Annotated in this window: 19 protein-coding genes and 2 pseudogenes; 11 read left to right on the forward strand and 10 right to left on the reverse strand. The window is 74.8% G+C overall.

The window, feature by feature from the left end; all coding sequences use genetic code 11:
- Positions 1-106: 106 nt before the first annotated feature.
- The 3 genes from galE to LG324_RS02570 are packed head-to-tail and all read right to left on the reverse strand — an operon-like array spanning position 107 to position 2,445.
- A complete protein-coding gene (galE, locus tag LG324_RS02560; protein WP_030527064.1) occupies positions 107-1,126 on the reverse strand; it encodes a UDP-glucose 4-epimerase GalE in 1,020 nt (339 codons plus the stop codon).
- A 31-nt stretch (positions 1,127-1,157) separates the two neighbouring features.
- The gene (locus LG324_RS02565) at positions 1,158-1,544 is read right to left on the reverse strand and encodes a phage holin family protein (RefSeq protein ID WP_404351561.1); all 387 of its coding nucleotides are present in this window, start codon (positions 1,542-1,544) and stop codon (positions 1,158-1,160) included.
- A 58-nt stretch (positions 1,545-1,602) separates the two neighbouring features.
- A complete protein-coding gene (locus LG324_RS02570) occupies positions 1,603-2,445 on the reverse strand; it encodes an aldo/keto reductase (RefSeq protein ID WP_404351563.1) in 843 nt (280 codons plus the stop codon).
- Positions 2,446-2,617: 172 nt separating this feature from the next.
- On the opposite strand from LG324_RS02570, the gene hisC reads away from it, so the two are divergent.
- Positions 2,618-3,736 carry a histidinol-phosphate transaminase gene (hisC, locus tag LG324_RS02575; RefSeq protein WP_404351565.1) on the forward strand — a complete coding sequence of 373 codons (1,119 nt, stop codon included), beginning with the start codon at positions 2,618-2,620 and terminating at the stop codon, positions 3,734-3,736.
- 386 nt (positions 3,737-4,122) lie between these two features.
- Entirely contained in the window at positions 4,123-5,184 is a 1,062-nt protein-coding gene (locus LG324_RS02580; RefSeq protein WP_404351567.1) for an NAD-dependent epimerase/dehydratase family protein, read from the forward strand.
- Between the two features lie 109 nt (positions 5,185-5,293).
- On the opposite strand, the gene LG324_RS02585 is transcribed toward LG324_RS02580, so the two are convergent.
- The gene (locus LG324_RS02585; protein WP_404351569.1) at positions 5,294-6,700 is read right to left on the reverse strand and encodes a hypothetical protein; all 1,407 of its coding nucleotides are present in this window, start codon (positions 6,698-6,700) and stop codon (positions 5,294-5,296) included.
- 125 nt (positions 6,701-6,825) lie between these two features.
- Between LG324_RS02585 and LG324_RS02590 the strand changes: the two genes are divergently transcribed.
- From LG324_RS02590 to LG324_RS02605, 4 genes are read left to right on the forward strand one after another with little or no spacing between them, the layout of a single operon-like run.
- The gene (locus LG324_RS02590) at positions 6,826-7,497 is read left to right on the forward strand and encodes a glycosyltransferase family 2 protein (RefSeq protein WP_030527058.1); all 672 of its coding nucleotides are present in this window, start codon (positions 6,826-6,828) and stop codon (positions 7,495-7,497) included.
- The gene (locus LG324_RS02595; RefSeq protein ID WP_157577359.1) at positions 7,494-8,195 is read left to right on the forward strand and encodes a DUF2064 domain-containing protein; all 702 of its coding nucleotides are present in this window, start codon (positions 7,494-7,496) and stop codon (positions 8,193-8,195) included. Before LG324_RS02590 ends, LG324_RS02595 begins: the two co-directional genes overlap by 4 nt.
- Positions 8,192-9,367, forward strand: a complete 1,176-nt coding sequence (locus tag LG324_RS02600) for a molybdopterin-dependent oxidoreductase (RefSeq protein ID WP_404351572.1) — start codon at positions 8,192-8,194, stop codon at positions 9,365-9,367. Before LG324_RS02595 ends, LG324_RS02600 begins: the two co-directional genes overlap by 4 nt.
- Complete coding sequence (locus LG324_RS02605; protein WP_404351573.1) at positions 9,364-9,789, forward strand: hypothetical protein; 426 nt, start codon at positions 9,364-9,366, stop codon at positions 9,787-9,789. The genes LG324_RS02600 and LG324_RS02605 overlap by 4 nt, the downstream gene beginning before the upstream one ends.
- Here LG324_RS02605 and LG324_RS02610 read toward each other — a convergent pair.
- Entirely contained in the window at positions 9,756-11,549 is a 1,794-nt protein-coding gene (locus LG324_RS02610; protein WP_404351575.1) for an alpha/beta hydrolase, read from the reverse strand. The genes LG324_RS02605 and LG324_RS02610 overlap by 34 nt on opposite strands.
- A gap of 157 nt (positions 11,550-11,706) precedes the next feature.
- Between LG324_RS02610 and pdhA the strand changes: the two genes are divergently transcribed.
- From pdhA to LG324_RS02630, 4 genes are read left to right on the forward strand one after another with little or no spacing between them, the layout of a single operon-like run.
- On the forward strand, positions 11,707-12,906 hold the full coding sequence (gene pdhA / locus LG324_RS02615) for a pyruvate dehydrogenase (acetyl-transferring) E1 component subunit alpha (RefSeq protein WP_404351577.1): 1,200 nt from the start codon (positions 11,707-11,709) through the stop codon (positions 12,904-12,906).
- Positions 12,903-13,874: an alpha-ketoacid dehydrogenase subunit beta gene (locus LG324_RS02620; protein ID WP_030527052.1), complete on the forward strand. Its 972-nt coding sequence runs from the start codon at positions 12,903-12,905 to the stop codon at positions 13,872-13,874. The genes pdhA and LG324_RS02620 overlap by 4 nt, the downstream gene beginning before the upstream one ends.
- Positions 13,875-13,889: 15 nt before the next feature.
- Positions 13,890-15,374 carry a dihydrolipoamide acetyltransferase family protein gene (locus LG324_RS02625; protein WP_404351580.1) on the forward strand — a complete coding sequence of 495 codons (1,485 nt, stop codon included), beginning with the start codon at positions 13,890-13,892 and terminating at the stop codon, positions 15,372-15,374.
- Positions 15,375-15,377: 3 nt separating this feature from the next.
- Positions 15,378-16,826, forward strand: coding sequence for a hypothetical protein (locus tag LG324_RS02630; RefSeq protein ID WP_404351582.1), 1,449 nt, complete (start codon positions 15,378-15,380; stop codon positions 16,824-16,826).
- 123 nt (positions 16,827-16,949) lie between these two features.
- On the opposite strand, the gene LG324_RS02635 is transcribed toward LG324_RS02630, so the two are convergent.
- The 5 genes and pseudogenes from LG324_RS02635 to LG324_RS02655 form a co-directional block, all read right to left on the reverse strand.
- The gene (locus LG324_RS02635) at positions 16,950-17,702 is read right to left on the reverse strand and encodes a DUF6596 domain-containing protein (protein ID WP_404351584.1); all 753 of its coding nucleotides are present in this window, start codon (positions 17,700-17,702) and stop codon (positions 16,950-16,952) included.
- Positions 17,703-17,714: 12 nt separating this feature from the next.
- Positions 17,715-17,906 (reverse strand): annotated as a pseudogene (locus LG324_RS02640) (RNA polymerase subunit sigma-24); the annotation flags it as partial.
- 118 nt (positions 17,907-18,024) lie between these two features.
- Positions 18,025-18,156, reverse strand: a pseudogene (locus tag LG324_RS02645) (hypothetical protein); the annotation flags it as partial.
- Positions 18,105-18,512, reverse strand: coding sequence for a YciI family protein (locus LG324_RS02650; RefSeq protein ID WP_207024031.1), 408 nt, complete (start codon positions 18,510-18,512; stop codon positions 18,105-18,107). The gene LG324_RS02650 and the pseudogene LG324_RS02645, both read right to left, overlap by 52 nt.
- Positions 18,513-18,615: 103 nt before the next feature.
- A complete protein-coding gene (locus LG324_RS02655; protein ID WP_404351586.1) occupies positions 18,616-19,311 on the reverse strand; it encodes a sulfotransferase family protein in 696 nt (231 codons plus the stop codon).
- A 58-nt stretch (positions 19,312-19,369) separates the two neighbouring features.
- On the opposite strand from LG324_RS02655, the gene LG324_RS02660 reads away from it, so the two are divergent.
- Positions 19,370-20,572 carry an acyl-CoA dehydrogenase family protein gene (locus LG324_RS02660; protein WP_030527045.1) on the forward strand — a complete coding sequence of 401 codons (1,203 nt, stop codon included), beginning with the start codon at positions 19,370-19,372 and terminating at the stop codon, positions 20,570-20,572.
- Positions 20,573-20,766 lie beyond the last annotated feature (194 nt).

A 20,766-nucleotide genomic window follows, 5' to 3' on the forward strand; every position in this document is an offset into this window, starting at 1 on the left:
ACACAAGGCTTCGTCTCCGAGACCCCGGCTCGGAGGTCGTGCCTCGTGGACATTTCGGGGTGACCCCGAAATGTCGATGCGTCGCGCGCCCCGGTTGTGCCGCCGCTCAGGCGTCGGGGTAGCCGTGCGGGTTGCGCGACTGCCAGCGCCAGGTGTCGGCGCACATGTCGTCGACGGTCCGCGTCGCGCGCCAGCCGAGCTCGGCCTCGGCCCGCGACGGGTCGGCGTAGGACGCGGCGATGTCGCCCGGCCGGCGGTCGACGACCTCGTGCGGCAGCTCGTGGCCGCAGGCCCGCTCGAACGCGTGGAGCAGCTCGAGCACCGACGTGCCGTGGCCGGTGCCGAGGTTCCACGTCGACACCGCGTCGTCGGTGCTCCCGAGGCGCGCCAGCGCGGCAACGTGTCCCGCGGCGAGGTCCTCGACGTGGATGTAGTCGCGCACGCCCGTGCCGTCCGGCGTCGGGTAGTCGCCGCCGAAGACGAGGAGCTTGTCGCGCCGGCCGACCGCGACCTGCGCGATGTACGGCATGAGGTTGTTCGGCACGTCGGACGGGTCCTCGCCGATCGTCCCCGAGGCGTGGGCGCCGACCGGGTTGAAGTAGCGCAGCAGGGCGACGCGCCACGTGGGGTCGGCGGCGGCGACGTCGCGCAGCACCTGCTCCTGCATCACCTTGGTCCAGCCGTAGGGGTTGGTCGCCGAGGTCGGCAGGTCCTCGTGCATCGGCACCGGCGCCTCGGCCCCGTAGACGGTGGCCGAGGACGAGAACACGAGACGGCGCACGCCGTGGCGGCGCATCGCCCGCACGAGAGAGAACGTCGACCCGAGGTTGTTCTCGTAGTACTCCAGCGGCTTCTCGACGCTCTCACCGACGGCCTTGAACCCCGCGAAGTGGATGACCGCGTCGAACGGCTCGTGCGCGAAGAGGTGCTCGGTCTTGTCGTGGTCGGTCAGGTCGAAGGAGCGGACGTCGAGCGGCTGCCCGGTGATCGCCTCGATGCGCCCGACGACGGTGGGCTTGGCGTTGGCGAAGGAGTCGACGACGACGACGTCGTGCCCGGCGCCGACGAGCTGGACGACCGTGTGGGACCCGATGTAGCCGGCACCGCCGGAGACGAGGACGCGCATGGCGTCGACCCTAGCGTTGGAGGGGTCGGGCTCAGTCGTCCTCGGGGAGGACGACGCTCAGCACCCACGAGACAAGGGTGATGACGATGGCCGCGAGCACGGCGTCCCAGAAGAAGTGGTCGATGCTGAACGACAGCCCGAGGCCGTTGCTGATCCACTCGGTGATCTGGAGCATCAGCGCGTTGACGATGAACGTGAACAGGCCGAGCGTCAGGATGATGAAGGGGAACGAGAAGAACTTCGCGATCGGCTTGATCACCGCGTTGACGAGCCCGAAGACGAGCGCGACGAGGACGATCGTGAGGATCTTGCGGCCGGTGGAGACCTGGTCCTCGGCGAGGTCGACCCCCTGGACGACGAGGGCGGCGACCCAGAGGGCGACGGCGTTGATCCCGACCCGGATGAGGAAGTTCGTCACCGCTCGATCATGACAGGTCGCGGGCCCGGGGTGACGGACCCGCGAGGGCGCATCCGGCCTACATCTCCTCGTGCGTGTCGGGGTCGCCGTCGAAGAGGCGCCCGTCGGGCCGGCCGAGGCCGGCGATGGCGGCCATCTCGTCGTCGGTCAGCGCGAAGCCGGTGACGTCGAGGTTCTCGCGCTGGCGGGCCGGGGTCGCGGACTTGGGCAGCGGCATCGAGCCGAGCTGCACGTGCCAGCGCAGGATGACCTGCCCGGGGGAGACGTCGTGCGTCGAGGCGGCCGCGGCGACGGGGTCGGCCCCGAAGGGCGCCTGCCGCTTGCCCAGCGGGCTCCACGCCTGGGTGAGGATGCCGAGCCGCGCGTGCACGGCCCGCATCTCCTCCTGCGGGAAGAGCGGGTGCAGCTCGACCTGGTTGAGCGCCGGGGTCACACCGGACTCCTCGATGACGCGGATGAGGTGCGCCTCGGTGAAGTTGCTGACGCCGATGGTCTCGACGAGGCCCTCCCGCTGCGCCTCGACGAGCGCCTGCCACGCCTGCGGGTAGAGGTCGCGGCTCGGGTTGGGCCAGTGGATGAGCGCGACGTCGATCCGCTCGAGGCCGAGCGTGCGCGCCGAGTCGCGCAGCGAGGTGAGCGCGAGCTCGCGCTCGTGGAAGCGGCCGGGGACCTTCGTCGCGACGCGCACCTCCTCGCGCGGGACGCCGCTGCGGCGCAGGGCCTCGCCGACCTCGGCCTCGTTCTCGTAGTTGACCGCCGTGTCGAGGTAGCGGTAGCCCGCCTCGAGCGCGGAGACCATCGCCTCGATGCCCTCCTCGCCGCGCAGCGGGTAGGTGCCGAAGCCGACGAGGGGCGCGGTCGTGCCGTCGGAGAGCCGGTGCGGGATGGGGTCGGAGGCCATGCGCCCACGCTAGCTGCGAGGCGTCCCCGCACCGGTCCCACCCGTCGAGTGAACAGGACGCGCCGTCGGGGCGGACGCTCGCACGGCGCGTCCTGTTCACTCGACGGGGTGCGAGGCCGGAGGGCGGCGGCGCTCGGCGGCGGCGCTCGCCGGCGGTCCTACAGTGGAGGCCATGACCGACGACCTCACCGCCGAGGCCGCGGCGCACCCCACCCCGGTGCGCCTGCGCGACGCCCTCGGCTCCCTGCCCGCGTACGCCCCCGGCAAGCCGGCGACGACCCGCGAGGGGCTCGTGACCTACAAGGCGAGCAGCAACGAGAACCCGTTCCCGCCGCTGCCGTCGGTCCTCGACGTCGTGCGCGACGCGGCGGGCGGCATCAACCGCTACCCGGACATGGCGGTGACCGCGCTGACCGAGGCGATCGCCGCCCGGCTCGGCGTCCCGGCGGCGCGGATCTCGACCGGCCCGGGGTCGGTCGGCGTCCTCGACCAGCTCGTCCGCGCGACGTGCGACGACGGCGACGAGGTCCTCTTCGCCTGGCGCAGCTTCGAGGCCTACCCGATCCTCACGACGCTCGCCGGCGCGACGCCCGTCATGGTGCCGCTGGCGCCCGGCGAGCGCCACGACCTCGACGCGATGGCCGACGCCGTCACCGAGCGCACGCGGCTGGTCCTCGTCTGCACGCCGAACAACCCGACGGGCACGACGGTCGGCGCCGACGAGCTCGAGGCGTTCCTCGCGCGCGTGCCGCGCGACGTGCTCGTCGTCATCGACGAGGCCTACCTCGAGTTCGTCGACGCCCCGGACGCACCGGACGCGATGGCCGTCCACGAGGCCCACCCCAACGTCGTCGTGCTGCGGACCTTCTCGAAGGCCTACGGGCTGGCCGGCCTGCGGGTCGGGTACGCCGTCGCGCACGAGCCGGTGGCGCAGGCGCTGCGCAAGTCGGCGCTGCCGTTCGGGGTCAACTCCCTCGCGCAGGTCGCGGCCCTGGCGTCGCTCGACGCCGCCGACGAGCTCGACGTGCGCGTCAAGGAGCTCGTCGCCGAGCGCGAGCGGGTCGTCGCGGCGCTGCGCGAGCAGGGCTGGGACGTGCCGCAGCAGCAGGCGAACTTCGTGTGGTTCCCGCTCGGGGACGACACCCCGGCCTTCGCGGCGGCCTGCGACGAGGCCGGGCTCACCGTCCGGCCGTACGCCACCGACGGGGTGCGCGTCACGATCGCCGAGCCCGAGGCCAACGACCGCCTCCTCGAGGTCGCCGGCCGCTGGCGCGCGGCCCACCCCGCCTGACGCCGCCTCTCCTTCCTCCTCCCACGAACGCGTGTGAACTCGCCGGGGTCGCCCGGCGGTTTCACACACGTCCGCCTGGCCCTGACCCGTGACCGACGACCCCGCACGTGCGGGGTCATCGCGTCCCGTCCCCCGCCGGCGTGGCAGGGGGCGTTGCCGGGGGCGCGGGCGGTGGCGCAGGAGCCGGGGTGATCGCCCCACCTCCTGCGCCATCAGCCACGCCACCGACCCCGCCGTCCGCGGTTCCCGCCGCCGTCCGCCCGCGCTGAAGACAGCGGCCACCCACCGGCTCCTTCACGTGCTCCTCCTCGCGAACGCGTGTGAACCCGCCGGGTCGCCCGGCGGGTTCACACGCGATCGCGGATGGTCGAGCGCGGCAGGGCAGGATGGCGCGCGTGCGCATCCTCCTGACCGGCGCGGCCGGGTTCATCGGCACGGCGACCCGGCGCGAGCTCGTGGCCGACGGCCACGACGTCGTCGCGGTCGACCTCCTCCTGCCCGAGGCCCACGCGGCCACGACGCGCGACGACCCGCCGGCGGGCGTCCACGTCCTCGACGTCCGCGAGGCCGGGGGCTGGGCCGACCTCCTCCAGGGCTGCGACGCCGTCGTCCACCTCGCCGCGATGGTCGGCGCCGGCGCGACGGCGGCCGACCTGCCGCTCTACGCCGGCCACAACGACCTCGGCACCGCCGCGCTGCTCGCCGCGATGCACGCCGCGGGCGTGGGCCGGTTCGTCCAGGCGTCCTCGATGGTCGTCTACGGCGAGGGCCGCTACTCCTGCCCGCAGCACGGCCCGCAGGCGCCCGGCCCGCGCACCCGCGAGGCGCTCGACGGCGGCGAGTTCGACAACCCCTGCCCGGTCTGCGGCGGCCCGCTCGACTGGGACCTCGTCCCGGAGGACGCCCCGTTCGACGCCCGCAGCAGCTACGCCGTCAGCAAGGTCGCGCAGGAGGGGTACGCCGCGGCGTGGGCGCGCCAGGCCCCGGGCGCCGCCATCTCACTGAGGTACCACAACGTCTACGGGCCGGGGATGCCCCGCGACACCCCCTACTCCGGGGTCGCCGCGATGTTCCGCTCCTCGCTCGAGCGCGACGAGCCGCCGACCGTCTACGAGGACGGCCGGCAGATGCGCGACTTCGTCCACGTCGCCGACGTCGCCCGCGCCAACCTCGCCGCGGTCCGCGGGGTGCTGGAGGCCCCGGTCGCGAGCCACCGCGCCTACAACGTCTGCTCGGGCACGCCGATCGCCATCGCCGACGTCGCGCGCCACGTGGCCGCCGGCTCCGGCCGAGACCTCGAGCCGCGCATCACCGGCCAGTACCGGATCGGCGACGTGCGCCACGTCGTCGCCTCGCCGGAGCGGGCCCGCGAGGAGCTGGGGTTCACGGCGTCCGTCACGCCCGAGGAGGGCCTCGGCGCCTTCGCGACGGCCCCGCTGCGCGCCTGAGGAGCCCGCGCGCCCGGCATCACCTCCGCCGCGCGCCCAGGTGCGGGCTACACCGCAGTAGGTGCTGCGCTGGCGACACGTACTGCGGTGTAGCGCGCGATGGACGCGGTCACCAGACGGTGCGGACGAGGTGCTGGACGAGTAGCGCGAGCACCCCCTGGCCGACGAGCACCGGCCGCCGCCAGCGCTCGGGCAGCCACAGCGTGCCGAGGAGCATCCACGGCACGAACGGCAGCCAGATGCGCTCGACCTCGGCCTTGCTCATGAGCGAGAGGTCGGCGACGGCGACCATCCCGACCCCCGCGGCGACGAGCGGGCCGGCGGCGCGCTCCCACGTGGCCGCCGACGCACGACCGGCCGCGCTCACGAGCCGCACCACGGGCCCCGACGCCGCCGCGACCCCCGCGGGCAGGGCGAACCCGGCGCAGATGACGAGGGCGCCGAGGTTGCCGACGACCCAGTACCAGGCCGGCCGGCGGCTCGCGACGTCGCCGGGCGCCCAGTAGCGGTCGTGGAGGACCGGGAAGGCCTCCCACCAGGCGAAGCCGAGCGCCGCGAAGGTGAGCACCACCCCGAGGGCCACGAGCGCCGCCACCGCGGCCACGCGCACCCGCTCGGCCCACGTGGTCCGCGCGGCGAGCAGCACCCCGACGGCGAGCAGCCCGGCGAGGACGAGCCCGTAGGACTCCATGACGCACCAGCCGAGCAGCAGCCCGGCGACGACGGCGAGCGCCCAGTGGCGGCCGCCGCCGGCCCGCAGGGCGGCGGCGAGCGCGGCCATCCCCCAGGCGACGGTGGCGGCGAAGACGGCGTCGGCCGAGACCGCGGCAATGAGCGCCGACGGCCCGACGACGAGGAAGGGCAGCGCGCGGCGGGCGGCGTCGCGGGCGCCGAGGCGGTCGAGGGTCACGGCGACGGCGACCGGCGTGGTGGCGGCGACGGCCACGACGATCGGCCCCGCGACCTGCCAGGCGCCCAGGCCGATCCGGTCGAGCCCGATGAACATGAGGACCGCGCCCGGCGGGTGCCCGGCCAGGTGCACCGCCCAGTGCCCGGGCGCGTCGAGGGGGATGCGCGAGACGTAGACCCGCAGCATCTCGCCGACGTCGTCGATCGTGCGGGCGCTCTCGAGGTACTCGGTGCCGTGGTCGAGGACCCGGCCGAGGCCGGCGTACCCGTCGACGAGCGCGAGCGAGACCATCCAGACGGCCCCGACCACCCACGACGCGAGCAGCAGCCGCCGCCACGGCACCCGCTCGACGAGCGACGGCAGGCGCGGGTGCGCGAGGGCCACGACGACGAGGACCGCGACGACGCTGCTCGGCCCGTACCGCAGGACCCAGTCGCCGATGAGGGGAGCCGCGCCCCCGGCGACGACGTCGACGCCGGTGAGCACCGGCACGAGGACGGCGAAGCCGGCGACGAGCGCGCCCGCGAGCAGTCCCCACCCGGCGCGCCGGCCGGCGCCGTCGACCCGCGCCGCGGGCGGTCGGGTCGTCACGGGCGCGGAGGTCATGGCCCCAGCATGCCCTGCGCACCTCGACCGCCCGCCCTCCGCGACCGACCCCCACCTACGACGTCGCACGAGGGAGGCCGTGCGCTCGGCGCGTCCGGGCGACCGCGCCCACCTAGGCTCGCGCCGTGACCACCTGCGACCTCGTGCTGCCGTGCCGTGACGAGGCGGCGGCCCTGCCCGGCGTGATGGCGCGCGTGCCCGAGGGCTTCGCGGTCATCGTCGTCGACAACGGCTCCCGCGACGGCACCGCCGAGGTCGCCCGCGGCCTCGGCGCCACCGTCGTCGCGGAGAGCCGGCCGGGCTACGGCGCGGCGGTCCACGCCGGCGTCGAGGCGGCCAGCGCCGAGTACGTCGCGGTGCTCGACGGCGACGGGTCGATGGACCCCGCCGAGCTCGTGCCGCTGCTGGAGGAGGTCCGACGCGGCGAGGCCACGATGGCCGTCGGCCGCCGCCGCCCGGGCGCGCGCGGCGTCTGGCCGTGGCACGCCCGCACCGGCAACGCCGTCGTCCTCGCGTGGCTGCGCCGGCGCACCGGCCTCTCCGTCCGCGACATCGCGCCGGCGCGGGTCTGCCGGCGCACCGACCTCCTCGACCTCGGGGTGCAGGACCGCCGCTTCGGCTATCCCGTCGAGCTGCTCGTCCGGGCGCAGCGGGCCGGCTGGACCATCACCGAGCACGACATCACCTACCTGCCCCGGGCGGCCGGCACCAGGTCGAAGGTGTCGGGCTCGGTCCGCGGCACGCTGCGGGCGGGCCGCGACTTCGCCCGCGTCCTCGCGACGGAGGCCGGCCGGTGAGGGGCAGCATCCTCGTCATGGCCAAGGCGCCCGTGCCCGGCCAGGCCAAGACCCGCCTCGCCGCCCGCGTCGGTGACGAGGCCGCGGCCGACCTCGCCGCCGCGGCCCTCCTCGACACGCTCGACGCCGCCGCACAGGTCTGGCCGCGCGGCCGCCGCGTCCTCGCGCTCGCCGGCGACCTCTCGCAGGCCCTGCGGGAGAAGTCGATCCGCCGGAGTGCCGCCGACTGGCACGTCGTACCCCAGGGTGGCGTCACCTTCGCCGAGCGCCTCGTCGACGGCCACCGCCAGGCCCACCGGCTCGCCGGCGGTCCGGTCGTCCAGGTGGGGATGGACACCCCGCAGGCCCATCCCGACCAGCTGCGCGCGGTCGCGGACGCCGCCCACGACCACGACCGCCCGGTGCTCGGGCCCGCGCTCGACGGCGGCTGGTGGGTGCTCGTGACGACCCACCCGCACCAGGCGCGCGTGCTCGCCGGGGTGCCGATGAGCCGCGACGACACCGGCCGCCTCACGGCCGCGGCGCTCACCGAGGCCGGTCACCCGCCGGTCGAGGGGCCGGCGCTGCGCGACGTCGACGAGGTCGAGGACGCGCAGGCCGTCGCGCTCGAGGCGCCGGGCACCCGGTTCGCCGAGCGGTGGCGCTCGCTCGTGCTCCTGCCCGAGGCCGACCGCGGCAGCACCGGCGCGAGCCGATGAGCGAGCGGGCGCTGCGCGGGCTCGCCGCGCGCCTCGACGCCCACATCCCCCGGCCGGAGGACTTCGACGACACCCTGCGCGGCCCGCGCACGGCGGCCCGCATCGGCGTCTGGCTCGGGCCGGCGTTCGTGCTCTGCTTCCTCACCGGCCTGTTCAGCCACGCCCTCCAGCACCCCGGCTCCTTCCCGCTGCCGACCTGGCCGACGCGTCTCTACCAGGTGACCCAGGGCCTGCACGTCGCCGCGGGGACGGCCGCGGTCCCGCTGCTGCTCGTCAAGCTGTGGTCGGTCTTCCCCCGCTTCTTCGAGCGGCCGCCGCTCGCGCCGCGGCGGCTCGTCCTGCACCTGCTCGAGCGCGTCTCGGTCTTCCTCCTCGTCGGGTCGGCGGTCTTCCAGCTCGCGACCGGGCTGGCCAACTCGGCGCAGTGGTACCCGTGGCGCTTCGACTTCATCCGCTCGCACTTCGCGATCGGATGGGTCGCCGTCGGGTCGGTGATCCTCCACGTCGCGGTCAAGCTGCCGCAGGTGCGCGCGGCCTTCGGTGCGCCGCCGGAGACCCGGTCGGCGCGGGCGGGAACGCCGTCGCGTCGCTCGCTGCTGCGGACGACGTGGCTGGCCTCCGCGGTGGCGGTCGTCGCGACCACGGCCGTCGAGCTGCCCGGGCTGCGCCGGGTCGCGCTGCTCGCGGTCCGCTCCGGCACCGGCCCGCAAGGGATCCCGGTCAACCGCAGCGCCGTCGGGGCGCTCGTCGCCGACCTCGCCGTCGACCCCGCGTGGCGGCTCAAGGTCACCGGGCCGTCGGGCACGGTCGAGCTGTCGCGGGACGACCTCCTCGCGATGCCCCAGCGGTCGGTCGTCCTCCCCATCGCGTGCGTCGAGGGCTGGAGCGCCAGCGGCACGTGGGGCGGCGTGGCGGTGCGCGACGTCGTCGCGCTCGTCGGCGGCACGACGTCCGACGACGTGACGGTCCGCTCGATGCAGCCCCGCGGCGCCTACCGCGAGTCGACGCTGCCGTCCGCCTGGGTGGCCCGCACCGACTCCCTGCTCGCGCTGTCGCTCGCCGGCAAGCCGCTCGACCCCGACCACGGGTACCCCTGCCGCCTCATCACCTCGGCGAGGCCCGGTGTGCTCCAGACCAAGTGGCTCGGCGAGGTCGAGGTGGTCCGGGCATGAGGGCCGCCCGGCTCGCGCTCGGTGCCCTCGGCCTGGCCGCGCTCGCGTGGGGGCTGCTCCTCGTCGCCGACCTCGGCCCGCAGTTCGTCGACGTGCTCGTGTGGGTCGTCGGCGGCGTCCTCGCCCACGACGCCGTCCTCGCGCCGGTCGTCGTCGGGCTCGGCGCGCTGCTCGCGCTCGTCGTTCCGCCGTGGCTGCGCCCACCGCTCGTCGGGCTGCTCGTCGTCCTCGGGCCTCTCACCCTCGTCGCCGTCCCGGTGCTCGGCCGCTTCGGCGCGCGCCCCGACAACCCGACCCTGCTCGACCGCCCGTACACCACCGGCTGGTTGGTCATCGCGGCGGTCGCGGTTCTGCTCACCGTGGTCGCGGCCCTGCGGGCCCGGCGCGCTCAGCTCGTCGAAGAGACCGAGCCGCGTCCGTAGGGGTGCGGGCGCTTCGCGACGACGTCCGAGAGCCGGGCGAGGCCCGCGGCGTCCCAGCCCTCCGGGCGCGTGATGGCCACCCAGGCGCGCAGGTTGGCCGGCGCCGAGTAGAGGTGCCCGTAGCCCATCGGGACGCTGCCGGCGCCGGGCAGGTCGAGCAGCACCTGCACCATCGTCACGAGCGGGAACCAGCCCATCCGTGGTGAGACGTCCGGACCCCGCTGGTCGGCCCGCAGCCACGCCGGCGGGGTGAACGCGAGGTCGGTGCTGAAGAACACGACCGGGTCGGACGCGTGCTGGAGGTAGACGACGCGGGTCGGCCCCCACTGCCCCGGTGTCCGGTCGACGTCCCGCGTCTCCGAGGCGAAGCGCACGGTCCGCCCGCCGCCGTACACGGGCAACGACGCGGGGCTGCCGGCATCCCGTTCGGCGACGAGCTGGGCGTGCACCGGTGAGACGAACGGCGGCCCGACGAGCAGCGCGCCGTCGATCGGCTCGTTGATGAGGTTGAAGGACCCGAGGATGCTCTCGACCCCGTACGCGCCGAGCGAGAGGCCGTAGAGGTAGAGGCGGGGTCGGCTCTCCTCGGGCAGCGTCGACCAGTAGCGGTGCACGGCCGAGAACACCGTCTGCGAGGTCTCGCGCGCCGAGTCCTGGTCGGCGAGCAGCGAGATCCAGCTCGGCAGGTACGAGTACTGCACCCCGGCGATGGCGGTGTCGCCGTTCCACAGGTACTCGAGCGGGTCGGTGCCGTTGCGGTCGAGGTACCCGGTGCCGGTCGTCGTCGCGAGGACGAGCACCTTGCGCCCGAAGGCGCCGGTCCGCTGGAGCTCGCGCAGGACGAGCTGCGCCCGCTCCTCGGCCGTCTCGGCGCTGCGCAGCCCGACGTAGACGCGCACCGGCAGGCGGGCGCCGCCGCCGGTCACCGCGTTGATGGCGTCCACGCTCGGCCCGCCGGACACGAAGCCGCGCCCCTCGGCGCCGAGGTCGGCGAAGTCGACGAGCGAGCCCGGGCCGCCGGAGCGCACCGGCGCCGTCGGGGCGCGCGAGCCGCTGGAGACGACCTGGTCCGACGGGGCGAAGAGGGCGTTGGCGCCGGCGAAGAAGGCGTTGACCAGCACCCCGGTGAAGGCGGCCCAGAGACCGACGACGACGAGCGTGCCGCCGAGCAGCGCCGAGACGCGGCGCGGCATCCGGCGGCTCAGCCGGCGGCGCAGCGCGAGGAAGGCCCAGGCCACGGTGCGCGTCACGAGCAGGAGCCCGACCGCCGCCAGGACCGTCACCGCCGCGACGAGCGGCCAGCCGTCGGGCCCGATCGGCGGCATCCCGTAGAGGACCCGGATGTCGTTCTGCCAGCCGACCTGCTTCCACGCCGCGAGCACGAGGGCGGCGACCGCGACCGCGGCGGCCGCCCCGACGACGGCCTCGTGCAGGCGGCCACGCAGCCGCGGGATGCCGAGGTAGGCACGCAGGGCCGAGAGGGCCGTCCCCGCCGCGTAGCCGAGGAAGAGGCTGACCCCCGAGATGGCGCCCTGGACCACCGAGGGCCGCGGCAGCAGCGAGGGGGCGAGGGAGGCCGCGGTGAAGACCGCCCCGAGGAGCAGCCCCGGCCCGGAGAAGCGGGCCTCGGTGATGCGCGACGGCGCGCCGAGGGGCGGCTCGAAGCGCTGGAGGCGCGCGCCGGTGGCCGCGAGGCGGGCCACGAGCGGGACGGCCCGGCCGCGCCGGTCACCCGGCCGTGCGCGCGTCTGCAGGGTCATCGTCCTCGTCCCGTGGGTCCCGTCGCGGCGTCGGACCGCCGCACCGGTCAGGGTACGGTGGCCCCGACACCGGCCGTGACCCCTGCCACACCCCGCAGCGACGTCGCGACGCCCCCGAGAACGGCCCCCCACACCGGGGCCCGAGAAGGAGTGCCCAGTGAGCGACAACGAGGTCGCCCCCCTCGAGACCGCCTTCGGCGTCGACCACCACGTGACCACCGCGGAGGCCCCCGAGCGCCCGGCGCACGAGGGGGGCCCCGAGATGGTCCAGCTGCTCAGCCCGGAGGGCGAGCGGGTCCCCAACGCCGAGCTCGACGCGCTCGTCGACGAGCTGTCCGACGAGGCCCTGCGCGGCCTCTACCGCGACCTCGTCCTCGTGCGCCGCTTCGACGCCGAGGCCACCGCGCTCCAGCGCCAGGGCGAGCTCGGCCTGTGGGCCAGCCTGCTCGGCCAGGAGGCGGCCCAGGTCGGCTCCGGCCGGGCGATGCGCCGTCAGGACTACGCCTTCCCGACCTACCGCGAGCACGGCGTCGCCTGGACCCGCGGCGTCGACCCGGTCAACCTCCTCGGGATGTTCCGCGGCGTCAACCACGGTGGCTGGGACCCCAACGAGAAGAACTTCCACCTCTACACGATCATCATCGGCGCCCAGACGCTCCACGCGACGGGCTACGCGATGGGCGTGCAGCGCGACGGCGACGTCGGCACCGGTGACGAGCGCCGCGACACCGCCGTCATCGCCTACTTCGGCGACGGCGCGACCTCGCAGGGCGACGTCTCGGAGGCGCTCGTCTTCGCCGGCGTCAACAACAGCCCGGTCGTCTTCTTCTGCCAGAACAACCAGTGGGCGATCTCCGAGCCGAACGAGAAGCAGACCCGTGCGCCCCTGTGGCACCGGGCCCGGGGCTTCGGCTTCCCCGGCATCCGCGTCGACGGCAACGACGTCCTCGCGGTCTGGGCGGTCACCAAGCAGGCGCTCGACGCCGCCCGCTCCGGCCAGGGCCCGACCTTCGTCGAGGCCTTCACCTACCGGATGGGCGCGCACACGACCTCCGACGACCCGACGAAGTACCGCGTCTCGGCCGAGGTCGAGGTGTGGAAGCACCGCGACCCCATCGAGCGCTACAAGCGCTGGCTGACGACCACCGAGAAGGCCGACGCCGACTTCTTCGACGCCGTCGACGCCGAGGCCGACGAGCTCGGCACCTCGGTCCGTGAGCGCTGCCTCGCGATGCCCGACCCGCAGCCCTCCGAGATGTTCGACCACGTCTACGCGACCGAGCACCCGGTCACCGCGCGCGAGAAGGAGTGGTTCGCCGGCTACCACGCGTCCTTCGAGGAGGAGGGGGCCCGATGAGCACCACGACGATCGCCAAGGGCATCACCTCGGGCCTGCGGGCCGCCATGGAGAAGGACCCCAAGGTCGTCCTCATGGGCGAGGACATCGGCAAGCTCGGCGGCGTCTTCCGCGTCACCGAGGGCCTCCAGAAGGACTTCGGCGAGGACCGCGTCATCGACACGCCGCTCGCCGAGGCCGGCATCATGGGCACCGCGATCGGGATGGCCCTGCGCGGGTACCGCCCGGTCGTCGAGATCCAGTTCGACGGCTTCGTCTACCCGGCCTTCGACCACATCGTCAGCCAGGTCGCCAAGCTGCACGCCCGCTCGCTCGGCTACGTGAAGATGCCGCTCGTCATCCGCATCCCGTTCGGCGGTGGCATCGGCGCGGTCGAGCACCACAGCGAGTCGAACGAGACCTACTTCGCGCACACGGCCGGCCTGCGGGTCGTCGCGTGCAGCAACCCGCACGACGCGCACTGGATGATCCAGCAGGCGATCGAGTCCGACGACCCCGTCGTGTTCTACGAGCCCAAGCGTCGCTACTGGGACAAGGGTGAGGTCGGCGACGGCCCGGACGGCGCGCTCGGCTCGGCCCGCGTCCTGCGCGAGGGCACCGACCTCACGCTGCTGGCCTACGGCCCGATGGTCAAGACCTGCCTCCAGGCCGCGCAGGCGGCGCAGGAGGAGGGTCGCTCGCTCGAGGTCGTGGACCTGCGCTCGCTCTCGCCGCTCGACGAGGGGGCCATCCTCGCGTCGGCGCGCAAGACCGGCCGGGTCGTCGTCGTCCACGAGGCCTCGACCTTCCTCGGCATCGGCGCGGAGATCTCGGCGATGGTCACCGAGCGCGCGTTCTACGAGCTCGAGGCGCCCGTGCTGCGCGTCGGCGGCTACAACGTCCCCTACCCGCCGAGCCGTCTGGAGGAGGAGTTCCTCCCCGACCTCGACCGGGTCCTCGACGCCGTCGACCGTTCGCTCGCGTACTGAAAGGCGCTGCCGCAGATGGCTCTTCGTGAGTTCAAGCTCCCCGACCCGGGCGAGGGTCTGACCGAGGCCGACATCGTCACCTGGCACGTCGCCGTCGGCGACACCGTCAAGGTCAACGACGTCGTCGTGGAGGTCGAGACGGCCAAGTCGCTCGTCGAGCTGCCCGTGCCGTTCGCCGGCACCGTGTCGGCGCTGCACGTCGCCGAGGGCGACACCGTCGAGGTCGGCACGCCCATCATCACCGTCGACGACGGCGTGGGCGGCGAGTCCGCTCCTGCCGCTCCGGCGCCCGCCGCGGCGCAGGAGCCGGCGGCTCCGGCAGCTCCTGCCTCGGACGGCGAGGAGATCGGCGAGGGGCTCATCGGGGGCACGACCTCGACCGGCCGCACGGCCGTCCTCGTGGGCTACGGCGTCAAGCAGACCGAGGCCGTCCGCCGTCCCCGCAAGGGTGCCGCGACGCCGGCCCCGGACACGTCGCCGTCCCCCGCGCCCGTGCAGCAATCGACGAATGTGTCGACTTCTGTACGGTCGGCCGCATCGCCGGCCCCCGCGCCCGTGCAGGAATCGACGAATGTGTCGACTTCTGTACGGTCGCAGGCGGCGACGGGCGCCCGCGCGCTGGCCAAGCCGCCGGTGCGCAAGCTGGCCAAGGACCTCTGCGTCGACCTCGGCTCCGTGACGCCCACCGGTGACGGCGGCGTCGTCACCCGCGCCGACGTCGAGGCCGCGGCCTCCGGTGCCTCGCAGCCCCCTGCGGCGACCCCCGACCGCGGGGCAGAGACGGGCACCCGCGAGACCCGTGTCCCGGTCAAGGGCGTCCGCAAGATGACGGCGCAGGCGATGGTGGGCTCCGCGTTCACGGCCCCCCACGTCACCGAGTGGGTCACCGTCGACGTCACCGCGACGATGGAGCTCGTCGAGAACCTCAAGCGCGACAGGGAGTTCCGTGACGTCAAGGTCACGCCGCTCCTCGTGCTCGCCAAGGCGATGTGCGTGGCGGTGCGTCGCAACCCCGAGATCAACGCGAGCTGGGACGAGGCCGCCCAGGAGATCGTCCTCAAGCACTACGTCAACCTCGGCATCGCGGCCGCGACGCCGCGCGGCCTCGTCGTCCCCAACATCAAGGACGCCGACCGGATGACGATGCGCGAGCTCGCCGACGCGATCGCCGGCCTGACCGCGACCGCCCGCGAGGGGCGCACCCAGCCGGCCGACATGTCCGGCGGGACGCTGACGATCACCAACGTCGGGGTGTTCGGCGTCGACGCGGGCACGCCGATCCTCAACCCCGGCGAGTCGGCCATCCTCGCGTTCGGCTCGGTCACCCGCCGGCCGTGGCTCGTCGGCACCGGGGCCGACGAGCGCATCGAGCCGCGGTGGGTCACGACCCTGGCGCTCTCGTTCGACCACCGCCTCGTCGACGGCGAGCTCGGTTCGCGCTTCCTCGCCGACGTCGCGGCCCTCCTCGCCGACCCCGCCCGCGGGCTGGTCTGGGGCTGACCCGTGGCGACGGGGGAGCACGGGGTCGTCTTCCCGACGGCCGGTGACCGACGCTCGACGTCGGCCACCGGCCGCGGGGTCGTCGCGGACGCCCTGCGCCCGGTCGACCCCGTCGGCGCCGGCGCTGCCGAGCGCGAGACCAACTGGCGCAGTGGCTATCTCACCCACTTCCGCCGCCTCGTCGAGGCGGGGCTCCCCAGCTACTCGGACGCCCGCTCGGTCGCGGAGGCCGGGCTAGCGTCGGTCCACCAGCGGATGCGCTGGAGCCCCGACGGCGCCGAGGAGCAGCCGCTGTCGGCGGCCGTGGCCGGTGGCACCGCGCCCGGCGTCGAGACGCTGGCCGGCGGCGGCCGCGCCGACACCGCGCTCACCATCCCCTACCGCGGGCGCCGGCTCGCCGGGGACGACCTGCGCCGCCAGCTCGACGCGTGGGTGGACGCCGACGTCGTCGAGCCGAGCCTGCGCGACGCCGTCACGGCCGTCCTCGAGAACCCCGAGTGGCTGCGGCTCGACGGGCGCACGGTCGTCGTCCTCGGGGCCGCGGCCGAGATGGGTCCGCTGCGCTCGCTCCTGCGCTGGGGTGCCACCGTCGCCGCGCTCGACCTGCCGCGCCCCGAGCTGTGGACCCGCCTGCTCGACGACACCCGCGGCCTGGCCGGCACCCTCGTCGTGCCGGCGCGCACGGGTGACGGCGACCTCGCCCACCGCGCCGGCGTCGACCTGCTGCACGACCTGCCGGGCGCGACCGCGTGGGTCGGCGGCCTCGAGGGCCGGCTCGTCCTCGGCAACTACGTCTACGCCGACGGCGCGACCAACGTCCGGGTCAGCACCGCCGTCGACGCGCTGACGCAGGCCGTGCTGGCCCATCGCTCCGACACCGCGCTGTCGTTCCTCGCGACGCCGACCGACGTCTTCGCGGTGCCCGGCGAGGCGGTCGACGCGTCCGTCGAGGCGTACGCGACCCGGCGCACCTCGAAGGTCCTGCGGGTGCCGCTGCGCACGCTGTCGGGCGGGCGCCTGCTGCGGCGCAGCTACGTCCCGGGCACGGAGCCCGGCATCAACGACTCCGTGGTGCTCCAGCAGGGGCCGAACTACCTGCTGGCCAAGCGGATCCAGCGCTGGCGCGCGACCGCGGCCCGCGCCGCCGGCACGACGGTGTCGTTCAAGGTCGCGCCGCCGACCCGCACGCGCTCGGTCGTCAAGAACCGGGCGCTGGCGGCGGCGTACTCGGGGGCACACCGGTTCGGGGTCGAGGTCTTCGAGCCCGGCACCGCGAACACCCTGATGGCGGCGTTGCTCGTCCACGACCTCGTCCAGGGCTCGCCGGCGCACGACCACCCGTGGCAGGACGAGGCGTACGCCGCGGCCCACGGCGGCCTGTGGCGGACGGCCTACGACCCGCGCAGCGCGCTCGGGCTCGCGGCCCTGCTCGGCGCAGCCTCCGCCCGCTGACCCACCCGTCCGCCCCTCCTTCTCCCCGAACGTGTGTGAAATCGCCGGTGGACCCCGGCGATTTCACACACGTTCGCGATGAGGGAGGCGCTGGGAGGGAAGCCGGGAGCCCGGGAGCCGCGGTCAGGGGTCGCGGCGGTGGGGCGCGAGGCGGGCGGCCTGCCGGGTCAGGTGGTCGCGCTCGTCGGTGCGCGTCGCGGCGGCCGCGGCCTCCGCGTAGAGGCGCGCCGCGTCCGCGAGGTCGCCGGCCCGCTCGTGCAGGTGGGCGGCGACGGCGGCGTACCGCGGCAGCGAGGGGTCGAGCTCGCGCAGGGCCCGGAGGCCGGCGGCCCCGCCGTCCGCCTCACCGACCGCGACCGCCCGGTTGAGCCGGTGGACGGGGCTGCCGGTCAGCGCGACGAGCTCGTCGTACCACTCGACGACCTGCACCCAGTCGGTCTCCTCGGCCCGCAGCGCGTCGGCGTGCAGCGCCGCGACCGCCGCCTGCGCCTGGTACTCGCCGAGCCGGTCCCGCGCCAGCGCGTCCTGGAGCAGGTCGATGCCCTCCGCCGCCAGCCGCCGGTCCCAGCGCGAGCGGTCCTGCTCGGGCAGCGGCACGAGCCGGCCCTCGGCATCCCGTCGCGCCGCCCGCCGGGAGTGGTGGAGCAGGAAGAGCGCGAGCAGGCCGCGCACCTCGGGCTCGTCCGTCAGCGCCGCGAGCCGCCGCGCCAGCCGGATGGCCTCCGCGGCGAGGTCGACCTCGCCGGCGTAGCCCTCGCTGAAGACGAGGTAGAGCACCCGGAGCACGGTCGCGAGGTCGCCGGGGACCCCCAGCGGCACGTCGGCCACGGTGCGCTTGGCCCGGCTGATGCGCTGCGCCATCGTCGCCTCGGGCACGAGGTGGGCCTCGGCGATCTGCCGGGTCGTCAGCCCGCCGAGCGCCCGCAGCGTCAGGGCCGTCGCGGCAGACGGTGACAGCGACGGGTGGGCGCAGAGGAAGTACAGCCACAGGGTGTCGTCGGACGCCGCGGCACGGCCGGGCGGGGGCTCGTGGTGGAGCCGCTCCTCCCGGGCCCGGCGCGCGGCGTCCGAGCGGACCAGGTCGACGTGCCGCCGCCACGCGACCGTGACGAGCCAGGCCCGGGGGTCGCGCGGCGGGTTGCTCGCCCCACTGCTCGTGCGCGGCGAGCAACGCCTCCTGCACGGCGTCCTCGGCCGACGCGAAGTCCGCGCCGCGCCGGAGGAGGACGCCGATGACCTGCGGCGCCAGCTCGCGCACGAGCGTGGGGTCGAGCGCGCTCACTCGACGGCGTTGGGCCGGTCGTCGAGGAACGGCCGCAGCTCGAGCCACTCGCCGATCGGGACGCCGCCCGCGCCCGGCGCCGACGACAGGACGGACGCGACCTCGAGGGCGCGCTCCTCGGACTCGACGTCGATGACCATCCATCCGGCGATGAGGTCCTTGGTCTCGGCGAACGGCCCGTCGACGACCGGTGGCCGGCCCTCGCCGTCGAACCGGACCCACGTGCCGCCCGGCGAGAGCGCCTGCGCGTCGACGAACTCGCCGCTCTCGCGCAGGTCGTCGGCGAGGTCGTCCATGAACCGCACGTGCGCGTCGACCTCCTCGGGCGTCCACCGGTCCATCGGCACGTCGTGCACCGCGGTCTTCGGGCCGCGGTAGTGCTTGAGCATCAGGTACTTCGCCATCGGTCTCTCCTCGGTGTGGTGCGGCCCATTCTGGCCGCGCTCACCCCTGGGTCGGAGCCGCCGACGGGTTCTCGACATCCCCGGCCGGACCGGTGGTGCGGGCTCAGGCGTCCGGCGGGGTCGGGGGAGCGCTGCGGGCGAGGAACTCCTCGCGGGTGTTGACCTTGGGGAAGGGGACGTCGGGCGCGCCGACCCCGAGGGCGTCGGCCAGGGGCTGCCAGCCGTCGCCGGGCTGCCACTCGACGAGGCGGTCGGCCGGGACCTCCTCGCGCACCTGGCGACCCCAGTCCTCGTAGAAGCGCATGGCCGTGGCCGCGTCGTCGAGCGCCTCGGGGCTGCCGAGCATCCGCTGTCCGAGGACGGCCATGACCTCGGTCATGTCGCGCCGCTCGTCGGCCGGGACCTCGGCGAGCCACGGCGGCAGGGCGTCGTCGGGCAGGTCGCCGGCCGACCCCAGGTCCCGCCACCGCCGGATGTTCGGCAGCACCGTCGCATCCATCGACGCCCACCAGGTCTCGGGGTCCGTCCGCCGGGTGAGGAGCACCGGGGCGTCGGGGAAGGCCTCGGCGGCCTCGCGCCAGGCCAGGCAGAACGGGGTGTCCACACCGGCCCCGTACCCGGCGAGGAAGGCCGGCCAGTCCACGTCCTCCCCCCGGAAGGCCGCGGCCCAGGTGCGGGAGTCCCGGGGCCGGTGGAACCACTCGGTCATGTGGTAGCACGGTGCACCGGTCAGCTCGCGCAGCGCGTGGCTGAGCGACATCGTCCCGGTGCGGGGCAGGGCGGCGCCGACGATGCGCACGGGCGACCTCCGAGGATCGGTCATGGGATCCCCGAACGCTAGCCTGCATGATGGGCCCATGAGCTCGTCGACGATGCCGAAGCGCCCCTCCGACCCCCTCGACGTCATCGACGTCGACTCGATGCTCACCGACGAGGAGAAGGCGATCCGGGCCACGGTCCGGCAGGTCTGCGACGACCTCGTCGACCCGCACGTCATGGGCTGGTACGAGGCCGGCGACCTCCCCGTCGCGCGCGAGCTGGCCCGCGAGTTCGGCAAGGTCGGCCTCCTCGGGATGCACCTCGAGGGCTACGGCTGTGCCGGGATGTCCTCGGTCGACTACGGTCTGGCCTGCCTCGAGCTCGAGGCGAGCGACTCCGGCATCCGCTCGCTCGTCTCGGTGCAGGGCAGCCTCGCGATGTACGCCATCCACGCGTTCGGCTCCGAGGAGCACAAGCAGGAGTGGCTGCCGCGGATGGCCGCCGGCGAGGCGATCGGCTGCTTCGGCCTCACCGAGCCCGACCACGGCTCGGACCCCGCCTCGATGCGCACGCGCGCCCGCCGTGACGGCGACGACTGGGTGCTCGACGGCTCGAAGATGTGGATCACCAACGGCACGCTCGCCGACGTCGCCGTCGTCTGGGCCAACGCCGGCGAGGAGCACGGCGGCATCCGGGGCTTCGTCGTCCCGACGGACACGCCGGGGTTCGAGGCGCACGTCATCAAGAACAAGATGTCGCTGCGGGCGTCCGTGACCGCCGAGCTGACCTTCAGCGGGCTGCGCCTGCCGGCCGATGCCGTCCTGCCCGAGGTACGCGGCCTCAAGGGGCCGCTGTCGTGCCTGTCCGAGGCGCGCTACGGCATCGTCTGGGGGTGCCTCGGCGCCGCGCGCTCGGCCCTGGACTCCGCCCGCCGCTACTCGATGGAGCGCACGCAGTTCGACCGGCCGATCGCCGGCTTCCAGCTGACCCAGGCCAAGCTCGCGCACATGTCCACCGAGCTCCAGCTCGGCCGGCTGCTCGCCCTCCACCTCGGCCGGCGCAAGGACGCGGTCGGGCTGCGGCCGGAGCAGGTCTCGGTCGGCAAGTACAACAACGTGACCAAGGCGATCGAGATCTGCCGCACCGCGCGGACCATCCTCGGCGGCAACGGCATCAGCGGCGAGTACCCGGTGATGCGCCACGCCAACAACCTCGAGTCGGTGCTGACCTACGAGGGCACCGTCGAGATGCACACGCTCGTCATCGGTCAGGCGCTGACCGGCGAGGCCGCCTTCCGCTGACCCTCACCGCTGCGCGCTACACCGCAGTACGTGCTGCTGTGGCGACAGGTACTGCGGTGTAGCCGGGACCCGGGACGGGGCGCGGTGAGGCGCGGCGGCGTCGGGACGAGGTGGTGGCGGCCGTCGTGGCGTCGGGCGTGGGGTGATCACCCCCGTTCCCGCGCCGTCGAGGGCGCCACGACGCACGCCGGAAC

The sequence above is a fragment of the Phycicoccus jejuensis genome, from assembly GCF_044797865.1.
Taxonomy (GTDB): Bacteria; Actinomycetota; Actinomycetes; order Actinomycetales; family Dermatophilaceae; genus Phycicoccus; species Phycicoccus jejuensis.